The sequence below is a fragment of the Syntrophales bacterium genome (assembly GCA_035363115.1).
GTDB lineage: Bacteria > Desulfobacterota > Syntrophia > Syntrophales > PHBD01 > PHBD01.
This window is the reverse complement of record DAOSEM010000001.1, coordinates 996,029-1,008,257: the sequence shown is the minus strand read 5'-3', so window position 1 is coordinate 1,008,257 and position 12,229 is coordinate 996,029. Positions and strand designations below refer to the sequence as shown.

11 protein-coding genes are annotated in these 12,229 nt (G+C 62.0%); 5 read left to right on the top strand and 6 right to left on the bottom strand.

Annotated features, from left to right (window positions below; all coding sequences use genetic code 11):
• Positions 1-93: 93 nt before the first annotated feature.
• Entirely contained in the window at positions 94-243 is a 150-nt protein-coding gene (locus tag PLO63_04370) for a hypothetical protein (GenBank protein HOI73362.1), read from the top strand.
• A gap of 24 nt (positions 244-267) precedes the next feature.
• Here PLO63_04370 and PLO63_04365 read toward each other — a convergent pair whose 3' ends face one another.
• From PLO63_04365 to PLO63_04345, 5 genes are all read right to left on the bottom strand, one after another.
• Positions 268-729: a thioesterase family protein gene (locus PLO63_04365; protein HOI73361.1), complete on the bottom strand. Its 462-nt coding sequence runs from the start codon at positions 727-729 to the stop codon at positions 268-270.
• 220 nt (positions 730-949) lie between these two features.
• Complete coding sequence (locus PLO63_04360; GenBank protein ID HOI73360.1) at positions 950-2,734, bottom strand: long-chain fatty acid--CoA ligase; 1,785 nt, start codon at positions 2,732-2,734, stop codon at positions 950-952.
• Positions 2,735-2,864: 130 nt separating this feature from the next.
• Positions 2,865-3,854, bottom strand: coding sequence for a nitronate monooxygenase (locus tag PLO63_04355; GenBank protein ID HOI73359.1), 990 nt, complete (start codon positions 3,852-3,854; stop codon positions 2,865-2,867).
• A 1-nt stretch (position 3,855) separates the two neighbouring features.
• On the bottom strand, positions 3,856-4,596 hold the full coding sequence (locus PLO63_04350; GenBank protein HOI73358.1) for a MerR family transcriptional regulator: 741 nt from the start codon (positions 4,594-4,596) through the stop codon (positions 3,856-3,858).
• A gap of 508 nt (positions 4,597-5,104) precedes the next feature.
• On the bottom strand, positions 5,105-5,833 hold the full coding sequence (locus tag PLO63_04345; GenBank protein HOI73357.1) for a GPR1/FUN34/YaaH family transporter: 729 nt from the start codon (positions 5,831-5,833) through the stop codon (positions 5,105-5,107).
• Between the two features lie 346 nt (positions 5,834-6,179).
• Here PLO63_04345 and PLO63_04340 point away from each other — a divergent pair, with 346 nt between their 5' ends.
• Complete coding sequence (locus tag PLO63_04340) at positions 6,180-7,781, top strand: sigma 54-interacting transcriptional regulator (protein ID HOI73356.1); 1,602 nt, start codon at positions 6,180-6,182, stop codon at positions 7,779-7,781.
• Between the two features lie 156 nt (positions 7,782-7,937).
• On the opposite strand, the gene PLO63_04335 is transcribed toward PLO63_04340, so the two are convergent.
• Positions 7,938-8,411 (bottom strand): hypothetical protein, encoded by a 474-nt coding sequence (locus PLO63_04335; protein ID HOI73355.1) that lies wholly within the window; start codon positions 8,409-8,411, stop codon positions 7,938-7,940.
• A gap of 265 nt (positions 8,412-8,676) precedes the next feature.
• Here PLO63_04335 and PLO63_04330 point away from each other — a divergent pair, with 265 nt between their 5' ends.
• The 3 genes from PLO63_04330 (at position 8,677) to PLO63_04320 (ending at position 12,227) form a co-directional block, all read left to right on the top strand.
• On the top strand, positions 8,677-9,357 hold the full coding sequence (locus PLO63_04330; GenBank protein ID HOI73354.1) for a response regulator transcription factor: 681 nt from the start codon (positions 8,677-8,679) through the stop codon (positions 9,355-9,357).
• Positions 9,358-9,361: 4 nt separating this feature from the next.
• Positions 9,362-10,966 carry an ATP-binding protein gene (locus PLO63_04325; GenBank protein HOI73353.1) on the top strand — a complete coding sequence of 535 codons (1,605 nt, stop codon included), beginning with the start codon at positions 9,362-9,364 and terminating at the stop codon, positions 10,964-10,966.
• A gap of 127 nt (positions 10,967-11,093) precedes the next feature.
• Positions 11,094-12,227: a Coenzyme F420 hydrogenase/dehydrogenase, beta subunit C-terminal domain gene (locus tag PLO63_04320; GenBank protein HOI73352.1), complete on the top strand. Its 1,134-nt coding sequence runs from the start codon at positions 11,094-11,096 to the stop codon at positions 12,225-12,227.
• The last annotated feature ends 2 nt before the right edge of the window (positions 12,228-12,229 follow it).

Genomic DNA, 12,229 nt, shown 5'->3' with positions numbered 1-12,229 from the left:
GAGAAGAGGTTCGATATGCAGGCGTACGTTCCAGATTGTCTGAGGTCCGAGGAAATGTTCCGGCTTCGCACGTGCGACACCGCAGGAAGCCTTTTGAAGAGGGGCCGGCATCTCGTCGAAGCGGGCGACTGGGAAAAGGCGCTGTCGCGCCTCGAACAGACGGCCGCTCCGGCCTGCTGGGGAGTGATCGGCCTGTCGATACTCTATTTCATCCCCTTTTGCCTGCACATCCTGCGCTTCTGATCCCGATGTCCCCCTTCCCGGGTATCAACTGTTGAGCCGGCTGGGCCGCTCGGCACGCCCGGATTTCTCGATTTCCAGGACCTTCTGCTTCAGCGCCTCCGGGACGGGCACCTTCTTCCCTCCCCGGTAATCGAAGGCCACGATCACACCCTCCCCTTCCGCGGCCGGCTTCCGGTGTTTTTTGCTCACGACGATGTAATTCATGACAAACCGGTCTTCCTCCACAGAGACGACCTTCGCCCCGATCAGGACGCTGTCCGGGTAGGTCAGGGGAATCCGGAACCGGCAGGACGTCGTCGCGAGAATCGGGCCGATGCCGGTCTTCTTCATGAAGTCGATCAGCCCCATCTTCTCGAAATAGGCGATCCGTGCGCTCTCGAAATAGCGGAAGTACACGATGTTGTTGACGTGCCCCATGGCATCCATCTCGCCCCAGGCGACGGGCACTTCCAGACTGACGGGATAGCCTTTCAGGATGTCGGCCATGAATGCTCCTTTCGCACCGTTTTTCCAGGGGAGCGATGAGACCTCCCCGGCATCGCCATTCTATCTGCCAGAGGGCCGGGATCGGGGCAAGAGAAAACCCGCTTCGCTTCTCACCCGGTCGATGGATCCGAATTTCCCGGACCATCCCATGAAACAGAGCGGGGGGCGGATTTTCATCCATCCCCCGTTCGCAATGAAATAAATTGAAGTCCGTTCCAGTTCAATTCTCGCCGTACAACGCCTCAATCTCCGGCATGTGCCTGTCCAGGATCGCCTTTCGCTTCATCTTCATCGTCTGGGTGATCATGCCGTTTTCCACCGAGAACGGCTCATGGATAAAGACGAATTTCTTGGGAATCTCGTAGGTGCCGTATTTGCCCGCGAGGGAGCGGCCGATCTCTTTCCCGATCATCTCCTGCACCTGCCTGCTCCTGGAAAGCTCCCCGGTCTCGCCGGACAGGTTGTGCGCTTCCGCGTACTTCTTGAGGGCAATGGGATCGGGCACCACCAGGCACACGGTATACGGCCGGTTGTCCCCGTAGATCAGGGCATTCTGGATGAGCGGATTCAGGGTGATGTCCTCCTCCATGGCGGCGGGGAAGACGAACTTGGCGTTTTCCAGCTTGAACTGCTCCTTGATCCTTCCCGTGATGTAGAGGTAGCCGTCCTCGTCGAGGCGGCCCCGGTCGCCCGTCCGGATGCCGCCGTCGGGCGTCATCGCCGCCTTCGTCAGCTCCGGCTTGTTGTGGTATCCCCGCATCACGTTCGGACCATAGACGACGATCTCCCCGTCCCGGGCGCCCTCCTCGACGACGGACGGATCGATGACGACCCGAACCCCCATGAGGGGACGCCCCACGCTGCCCTTTTTGTTGGCCCTCGGGGAATTGGCCGTGATGCCCGGTGAGAGCTCCGTCATGCCGTAGGATTCGTAGAGGTTGATTCCGATGTCGTCAAAAAAATAGGAAATCTCCGGGCTGATCGCCGCGGCCCCCGTCAGGGCCTCCCGCAGGCGGCCGCCGAAGCGGTCCCGGATCTTCCGGAAGACGATCCGGTCGGCCAGGGCATAGACGATCCCGTCCACGATTCCGGCCCCGCCGTTGCGGCGGGCCCGGGCGCTTTTCAGCCCCGCGTCGAAAAGGGCCTTCGCGAGCCCCCCCTTTTCATTCATGGCCGCGTGGAGATTCTCGTATATCTTGTTGAAGACCCGGGGCACCGCCACGACGAAGGTCGGCCGGACCTGGGCCATGTCCTGGACGATCGTCGCCGTGCTCCCCATGATGCCGATGGATCCCCCGTTGATGGTGAAGACATACAGCTCGACGGTCTGGGCATAGGAGTGTGCCCAGGGAAGGATGTTGATGCACCGGTCGCTGCCGGACAGGTGGGGGTACCGGTCCCGGCAGGCCATGACGTTGCTGCAGAAATTCCAGTGGGAAATGAGGACCCCCTTGGGGTCCCCCGTCGTTCCCGACGTGTAGATGAGGCCGGCGATCTCGTCCCGCTCGGGACGGACCGCCTCCACGGGGCTCTTCGCACCGATCCGCTCCAGTTCCTCCATGGAGCCCTTTCCCTGTCCCTCGATGAGGATGATGTTCTCCAGGCTCGGGATCTCCTTCGGGAAGTCCTTCACCTTCTCGAGAATCTCCGGTTTGGAGACGAACAGGGCCTTCACGGATGCATCGTTGACAATATAACGGCACGTCTGGATCAACTCCGACTCGTACATGGTCACATAGCGCGCGCCGAGGCTGTAGGTGGCGAAGGCCGCGATGACCCATTCGAGGCGGTTATTGGCGATGATTCCGACGGCGTCGCCCCTTTTGACGCCGATCCTGCTGAGACCGCCGCGCAGATTGCGGATTCGCACGTCCACTTCCCTGAATGTTACCCAGTCATACGTGCCGGAGGGATTCCGCGTCCCGATATAGGGACGGTCGGCATGCCGCGAGGCGGCTTTCTCCCAGAGCACTGCGAGGCTGTCGATCTGCTCCTGCTGAACCATGCTGCTGAAACCTCCTTGCCGATCCGGCCGCCGGTCGCTCGACCAGGGCGGCCTTCAACACCGGTAGGCTCCTCGAATCCCGTGTTCAGGGGTCTTCCCGGTTCATGTTCACTTCACATCGGGGAACCTCTCAACCACAGCTTGCGAGGGCCTTCCGGGCGCATTCACAGGCCTGTTTCGCCATGCTGTCCAAAAGCTCGGCACAGGTGGGGATATCCTTGATCAGGCCGATGGACTGGCCGACCATGAGGGGAGCGTAATCGACCTTGCCCGTCTCCCAGGCCTCCTTCACCTTCTGGCCCGCCAAGAGCGGAATCAGCTCGTCAAAAGCGCCGCCCCGCTCCTCGATGGCAAGCACTTCCTGGAGGATCTTGGTGTTCAGCCCCCGGCCCTGGAGCCCGATGGACTTCCCGTAGATGACCGTCTCGAATTCCTGGCGACGGACCAGCTCCTGCTTGATATTCTCATGGACCTCGCACTCCTTCGTTGCCACGAAGCGGCTCGCCATCATCACGCCGGAGGCCCCGAGGGCCAGCGCCGCGGCAAGGCCCCGCCCGTCGGCGATCCCGCCCACCGTCACGACGGGAATCTTCACGCTCTCCACGATGCGGGGCGTCAGGACCATCGTTGTCACGTCGTCGCTCAGGGGATGGCCTCCCTCTTCGATGCCGGCCGCATAGATCCCGTCGTAGCCGACCTTTTCCGCGTGGACGGCGTGGCGGACGGAGCCGACCTTGTGGAAGATCTTCACACCGGCCTTCTTCAGCATCTCGACATATTCCATGCCCGCGGCCTTGTCGGCGGGCGTCCCGGAGAATTCGATGCCGTCCACCTTCTCCTCCGCGCAGACGCGGATGTACATCTTGTGGTGTTCGGCGGTGATCCGCACCGAGGGCAGCATGGTGATGTTGACCATGAAGGGCTTGTCCGTGAGCTTTCGCGTCTCCCGGATGGCATCCCGAAAGTCCGCATCCGTATCGTAGTTGCCGGCCGTCAGGTTGCCCAGGCCGCCGGCGTTGGAAATGGCGGCGCAGAACTTCGGCTTGCAGAGCCACATCATCGCCCCGCAGATAATCGGATACTTCACCCCGAACATCTCCGTAATCGCTGTCTTGAACATCCTACACCTCCTGTTGGTTATTGGTTTTGCGGCGCCCTGTCCTGCCGCTTGTGGTCTTGGTGAGGCTCTTTTGGATATTCTCCTGGACCTGCTGCCGGAAGAGCCTTCGCATGACGTAGTCGCGCAGAAAGTCACCCACCTTGGAGAGCTCCACGGTGATCCGGATGTTTTCCCGGGAGGCCTTGCCGGAGACGATTTTCCGGCGGAGGCTCATCTCCCTGGTCACGATGGACCTGCCCAGGTCCACGTAAAAGGCGAGGGACTGCAGATCCAGTCCGAAATCGACGATCCTCTTCAGGACGTCCCTGCAGAAGCGGACGTCGTCGTCATCGTAAAGGGGCTGCCCTCCCTCGACGGCAAAGGGAACCAGAATCCCGATCTCCTCCGCCTGCCGCATTTCCGCGTCGGTCAGCCCCGATTCGGCCAGAACGGTCCCCCGGTCCACCAGGTTCCGGTCGCTCTCCTCGGGCTTGAAGACGGCGTTTTCGACGGCCTCGGCCTCCTGCAGGCTCAGACCCTCGTCCATCCTGCGCAGGATGTTCTTGATGAGATACAGGGGAAAGTAGCGACGCTCCTGAAAGTACTGAATAACCTTCAGCCGTTCGACGCAGGCGTCGTCATAGTGGGACATCTTCTTGTTGATCTTTACGGGAGCCGGGAGCAGCCCTTCCCGGACGTAATAGCGGATGGTGGAGGCGGGAACCCCGCTCTGTTTCGAGATATCGCCGATTTTTACGTTCATGCGCCTCTAGTAAACATTGAAGTGATACTTCAATCTAAGCCGGAAAGAAAATCCTGTCAATCCTTTTTCCGGGATCCGGTCCGGTCATGCCGAAGGTGCCTGTTTCCCCTGATGAAACCATCCATCAGACTGCGATCCGGCGTTCAGCGCCGCTCGTTTCCGGATACCGGGGATGGGCCGACAGCGGGACCTGCCGCGAGCAGGCGGCACGGAGAGTGTACCGGGATGCCGAGGGGGCCGGGAAACGCGGTTTCCGGAGAAGCATGCCCCGGGGAAAGAGGCCGGGCGGAAGGGTTCATGGATCAGGATAAGGTTCGAAATGCTGCGTGAAAGACCGTGGCGCCCGGTTCAGGCAAGGCAAGGCAACGGAACCGGTGGAATAGGAAAGGAGGAGACCGGGGGATGGCGCTCCCCCGGTCTCTGACGGCCCGGGGATGCACATTCCCCGGGGATCATTCATGACTGTCTGTATGAATCGATATTTCCCTTGAATCCCCTTCTTCCTTGCCTACTTCACCAGGGGCTTGGGCACAAAGAACACGGACTTGCCGTAGGTGGTGTTGCACACAACCGCCCCGGCCATATAAATGCCGATCCACCCGGCGATGATCAGGCACCATCCCACGATCGGCTTGACCGTCGCAGGCGTTCCAAACCATCCGGTGTCGAGACCGACGATGCACCACAGGGAGACATCGACCAGAAGAACCAGGATGAAAAGAAAGGCATTGCTCTTGGCGTAGGCCGGCGTTACCGCGGTCAGGAAGCCCGCGCCCGCCATCCACATCCATCCCTCGACATGGACCGCCTTTCCCAACATGGCGCCGACTGCCTTGCCGATTCCGGCCTTGGCCGCCGCCAGCTGCTCCGGGGTGAGCATTTTCACGTCGGCCACACCGGCCGCCGCCATGGCTGCATCCATGGCATCCTTGGCCGCCTTGGGCCCGAAAACGAAACTGACAAGATACCATTTCGAAAAGACGCTGAGCGCCGCCGCCAGCATGAAAAATGCCGAGAAGAACAGAAACACGTTGCCGCCGACGATATTGTGGTCCTTCAACTCCATCACCGCGGTGGTGTATTGAACGAGGCAACCGCCGACCAGCCAGGCGGCCAGCAGGGGAAATCCGGATATGTCCACCTTGCCCAGAAATACCGCCCCGAAACCGAAACACGCAACGGCAAGGGCCGCCAGCCCGCCAGGCCCGGGAGACGCAAACGTATGCTCGTGTGCCATAAAACCCTCCTCCTTTTCACTCGTTATAAGAATTATTCCTGCATGCAAACCTGAAAAACCGCCGCGAGATTCCTCCCCTGGACATCCCCCCTTTCCCGTCGAATTGTCATTCCTGTTTTAAAACGTGAGGAGCCAGCCGTACGGACGGCATGGCGAGACAGATTTATGCATCCGAAAAATTGATAAGCCGAAACCATGCCATTTTTAACACCCTGCAATATCAACTGGATGCCAATCGACGATGGAATATGATGAAATATCGCGCCGAGAATTGCGATATTTCGTCATATTTGGTATGGATTGTCGCTTTTTGACGGTTGCTCAATAAGAGTCGGGGGGGGACGTCATGAGTAAAGGGGGCCAGGATTTTTTCCGGGATGCAACCGTACGGCTGTGCAGCAGCCTCGACATCGAGAAAGCGATGTTCCGCTGTCTTTCCTACCTTCACCACCATATTCCCGCCCGGGAAATGCTGCTCACCATCTTCGATCCGAACACACACCTGATCCATAATATCGCGACGGTGGACCTGGAAGGCGTCAAGCAGCCCTTCCCGTCGAAACCCCTGTCGGAGGAGGCCATCAACCGGATCAACCGGGACGCCGGCGCCTGGAGCGAGATCAAGATCCTGGAGCGGGCAGAGCTGCATCCGGCGGCCCTGACACTTGCCAGCAGCATCGATCCGTCAAAGACGTCGATCATGTACATGAGCCTGGTCATCGAGGGAAAATTCCTGGGATCCGTCGTCTTCCTGGCCGACGGGAAAGGGGTGTTCCGGGACGAGCATGCCGCCCTTGTCTCCCAGCTCCGGGAGCCTTTCAACATCGCCGTCTCGAACGCGCTGCGCTATCGGGAAGTGATGAGGCTCAAGGACATGGTGGACGCGGAGAACCGGAACCTGACCCGGGAGCTGCGATACACGACGGAAGACGAAATCGTCGGCGCCGACGGCGGCCTGAGGGAAGTCATGGAGATGGTGAGGAAGGTGGCATCCCTCAACAGCCCCGTCCTGCTCCTGGGAGAAACCGGCGTCGGCAAGGAGGTTGTCGCCAATGCCATTCATTACGCGTCTCCCCGGAAGGATAAGCCTTTCGTTACGGTAAACTGTGGAGCCATCCCGGAGAGCCTGATGGACAGTGAGCTTTTCGGACACGAGCGGGGCGCGTTTACCGGCGCCATCGCCCAGAAGAAAGGCCGCTTCGAGCGGGCCGACCGGGGGAGCATTTTTCTCGACGAGGTGGCCGAGCTTCCACCCTCCGCTCAGGTAAGGCTGCTTCGGGTCCTGCAGAACCGGCAGATCGAGCGAGTGGGGGGCGCGGAGACGATCTCCGTCGACATCCGCATCATCGCTGCCACGCACAGAAACCTGGAAGAGATGGTTCGCAGCGGGAGATTCCGGGAAGACCTGTGGTTCCGGCTCAATATCTTTCCCGTCATGATTCCCCCTCTGAGGCACCGGCGGGACGATATTCCCGGGCTGCTCGATCACTTCATCCAGGAAAAATCCAGGGAGCTGAAGATCCACACTCCACCGCCCCTGTCCCCTGACGTGATGGAGCGCCTCATGAGTTACCACTGGCCGGGAAACGTCCGGGAACTCGAAAATCTCGTGGAACGCGAGCTGATCCGCAGCAGAACGCCCAACGGGAATCATGCGCTGACCTTCGAGCCGTTCGGATGGCCAAAGCATCCGCAGGATACATGGAGGCCGACGGAGGGAAGAAACACGATCCTGACACTCAATGAAGCAATGTCCAGGCACATCCAGGAAGCCTTGAGCATGACGAAAGGGAAGATTTACGGACCCGACGGCGCGGCCAGGCGATTGAAGGTGAATCCCAACACCCTGAGAAGCCGGATGAAGAAACTGGGCATCGTGAAAAAGAGCAGGGAAAGCGCAGACGACAAGCCCTGGGAAACGTTCCAGAGCCACAACCTGACCATATGAAGGCCGTTGAACGGAGTCATAACAGCGGCCGGAAAGGGCATCCGGCAGTTTTTCATCGCCTCTCCTTCCCGTGCCTGTTCCGGTATCCGGTCCGCCCCGGACGCGGCAGGCACGGGCGGGTAGCCGGCCGGTGTCAGGACTTCCGTTCTCCGATCCTCAATCCATGAATCCCATGCGCCCGAAGCCCTGTTCCCTCCAAGGCGGAGGGACTGGGCACATGCCTCCCCATTCCCCGGGAATGGGCTCCGGCTCCTCTTCGCAGCAGGCCGGCGGCAGCGTGTTTCCGGCCAGTTCCCAGTCCTCCGGCGGATCCGGGATCAGTAAGAGCCGGCCGCTTTCATCCCTCCGGCAGACACCGATGATCGTCTCCCCCCACAGGGCCGTGAATCCGGAGATGCTTCCGGGTTTCGCACCCTCGCAGGCCCGGTAAGCCTCCGGCGGAGGCCCGGCCGGAACGTGGCAGGGCATTCCATCGTCCGCCTCGCCGGGACAGGGGCCGTTCACCCCGGCGAGGCAGTCCGGTTCCCGCAGACCGGGGGTCTGCCCCCAGGCAATCTCGAACACGAACAGCAGAACCAGCGTAAAAATGATGCTCAACGCCACGGCATCCTTCATGATTTCTTTTTTCATGCTCCATCCTCCGGAATTTCCCGAATCCACCTGCACCATGCAGGCCGGGTCGATTCATACGCCCTCCGGATGACAGATCGCCCGGGGAAATCATGAAAAGATTGTCATGGCTGGAGGCTGCGGAAAGCGGATGGAAAGGAGTCGTCCCCAAGTGCGGCCGGACAGGCGCCCGGCGGCGCTCCCCGCGGCGATGGAATGGGAAAGATTACGTTTTTTTCATCTCATGATCCGTTGCAATAAATCCGATTATGGGTACAGTAGCGCCATGCGCGTGCTTTTCGTCGAGGACGACAGGAAAATCATCTCCTTTGTGAAAAGGGGCCTCCAGGAACAGGGCTTCGTCGTGGACGTCTGCGAGGACGGCGACGAGGGCTTTGCCATGGCCACCGGGCAGGCGTACGACGTCATCCTGCTGGACATCATGCTCCCCGGCCGCGACGGGCTGACGATCCTCCGGCAGCTCCGGGAAATGAAGAACACGGTCCCGGTGATCCTGCTGACGGCCCGCTCGGCGTTGAGCGAGCGGGTCGAGGGCCTGAACCTGGGGGCGGACGACTACCTCAGCAAGCCGTTCTACATCGAGGAGCTGTACGCGCGGATCCATGCCGTCACCCGGAGGAGAACGGGCCAGCAGCTCAGCCTGCTCCAGGACGGCGATCTCGTGGTCAACCTGATCACGCGGGAGGTCCGGACGGACAAGGGGATGGTCGAGCTGACGGCCCGGGAATTCAACCTGCTGGCGCTGCTCATGCGCTCTCCCGGACGGGTGTATACCCGGACGCAGATCCTGGAGCACGTCTGGGGCTACTTCTTCGACCCCCAGACCAACGTCGTGGACGTCTATATCCGGAGGCTCCGCAGCAAGATGGACAGCGACCCGGAGCGCCTGCGCATTGAGACGGTCCGGGGCGTCGGATACCGGTTCAACAGGGCATCCAAGGAGTAGGAGATTGTTCCGCATCAAGATCATCCTGCTGTCGATCCTGATCTCGGGCTCCGTTCTCGTCGCCTTCGGCCTGTATTTCCTCACCGTGATCCATGACGTAAGCCTCGACCGGATCGACCTGGAGCTCCGTTCCCTGGGACCGCGCCCCATCCACCTCTGGCGGCTCACGAGGGGCGGGGAGGAGCTGGATCGGCGGCTTCAGTCCGTTTACGGCACCGAGCGCTGGAAAGACATCATCGTTCAGATCAGGACCGGAAGGAACGAGGTCCTGTACCAGTCCCCCCACTGGCCCGCGGTGATTTCCGAAGACTCATTCCCCGAGTATGACCGGAGAATGGAAACCCCTCCGCCCCTTCCCGCCTTCTTCCCGGAGCGCCGGCAACGCCCTGAACGTTCCGGCCGCAATGCCGGCGCGGTCTATCCGATGAGCCAGGCACCCCCGGGCGCGGGGAACAGGCCCCCGATGCCGCCCCGCTCCGGATTCCCGCCGGACAGGCCGGCGGGTCCTCCCGCGGATTCCGTCTCTCCGCCGTCGCCGTTGCCCGCTCCGCCGGAACCGTTCCGTATGAAGCAGCATTTCTTCAAGACCCTGAAGGCCGACGGGAAGACATGGCGGGTCGGGATCATGGGCGACCCGTTCGTCACGATCCTGATCGGCATGAACATGGCGGGGTTCCATTCGGACGAAGCCCGCTACAGAAAGACATTCTTCATCGCCGTGCCGATCGCGCTGCTCCTGCTTGCCGCGGGCGGATGGCTCATCACCCGAAGGGCGCTCCGGCCCGTCGCGGACATCACCCGGACGGCGGAGTCCATCACGGCACAGGGCCTGGATCGCCGGATCCCCTCGTCGCCCGGACCTGACGACGAGTTTTCCCGGCTGGTGAACGTGATCAACGACATGCTGGACCGGCTGGAGAAGAGCTTCCGGCAGGCGGTGCGGTTCAGCGCCGATGCCGCCCATGAGCTGAAGACGCCGCTGACGATCCTGCAGGGGATGCTCGACGACGCCGTGCAGCACGCGGCCACGGGCTCCGACGAGCAGCGCTCCTACGGCGCACTCATCGAAGAGGTCCAGCGGCTCAAAGCGATCGTGCAGAAGCTCCTGATCCTCTCCCACGCCGACGCGGGGCAGCTGGCCCTGAACCTGGAGCCCCTCGACATAAGCGCCGTCGTTGAATCAGCTGCCGAGGACGTCGGGGCCGTCGCACCGCATCTGCGCCTGGAGCAGGAAATCGCCCCGCACGTCACGGTGCAGGCCGATCCGGACCTGTTCCGGCAGGTCGTCCAGAATCTCACGTCCAACGCCGTCAAGTACAACAGGGAAGGCGGCCTGATCCGCTTCCGCCTGGAGGAGCGCGGGGAACGGGTGATCTTCACGATCGCCAATACCGGCACCCCGATCCCGGAGGCGGACCGCGAGAAGATCTTCCTCCGCTTCCACCGGGTCGACCAATCGCGCAGCGGCGCCGTCCCGGGATCCGGCCTCGGACTGAGCCTCGCCCGGGAGATCGTCCACGCCCACCGGGGGACCCTTCGCCTGGACGACGATCCCGGCGGCCTGATCTCCTTCACGCTGACCCTGCCCCGCACCCCCCCGAAAACCTGAATCGGACTGCACCATCCGATCTTCGGGCGCAAGGCCTCACTTTGCTCGTTGTTCCCGCTCCGCCGATTGTGGTAACGGGAGGGCGTCAGAGAAGCGAGGCAAAGACAAAACCGGGAGGTCTGCATCGATGGCGCGTGAAACGGGGGGACAGAAGGAGCTCGGGGAGCGGGTCCGGGATGCCGGGCTCTGCACGGGGTGCGGCGCCTGCGTCAACCTCTGCCCCTACCAGGTTTTCCACCGTGACCGGACAATCGTCCTCAACCCCTGCGACATCGAGGCGGGCCGCTGCTACGCCTTCTGCCCCCGGACCCCCGCGGATCTCGGGGAAATGCGAAGGCGGCTGCTGCCGGGAGCCGAAATCACGCCGGAAATCGGTCCGGTCCGGTCCTTCCACATCATCCGGGCTTCCGACGCCCGCCTCCGGGAAAAGGCCCAGCACGGGGGAACCGTCTCGGCGCTCATGGCACTGGCGCTTCGCGAAGGCCTGATCGATACCGCCGTCGTCGCCGAGGGCCGGGAGCGCTTCCTCCATTCCGGAGCGGCCGTTCAGGATCCCGACGAGGTCTGGAAGCGGGGCGGCAGCAAATTCATCGCCTCCGCGACGGTGGCCGAGTTCAACCGGGCGGCCCGGGGCACCGCGGAAAGGATCGGCGTCGTCGCCACACCCTGCCAGGCCTTCGCCCTGGCCAAGATGCGCCTCAAGCCGAAGCTGGACAGCGGGACAAACCCCATCGACAGGCTGAAGCTCACGATCGGGCTTTTCTGCGGATTCACCTTTTCCTGGTCGAAGCTGTCGGGTCTGCTCGAAAAGCATGTCGGCCTGGAGAGGGTGCGGGGGATGGAGATTCCCCCGGGAGAGGGCGTCCTCGAAATCCGCCTCGACGGTGGACGGCGGACGTTTCCGATCGAGGAGATCCGGGACTGCATCCGCGAATCCTGCCGGTACTGCACCGACACCACGGCCGAGTTCGCGGACATCTCCATCGGCTCGGCGCGCCTGGGCGGAAGCTGGGAGGAATCGCGATCCTGGAACCAGGTCATCGTCCGGACCGCCGCCGGCGCGGCACTCTTCGAGCTGGCGATAGAGAGGGGGATTCTCGAATTACACGACGTCCCCGAGGGAAACCTGGACATGCTGAAAGGGGCGGCGGCGGCGAAAAAGAGAGAAGCCCTGAAGAACCTGGCGGAAAAGAGCGGCAACGCCTGCGACCTGCTCTACCTGGACGCGCGGGACCCCGTGATCGCCGGGCTCTGCTCATAGGA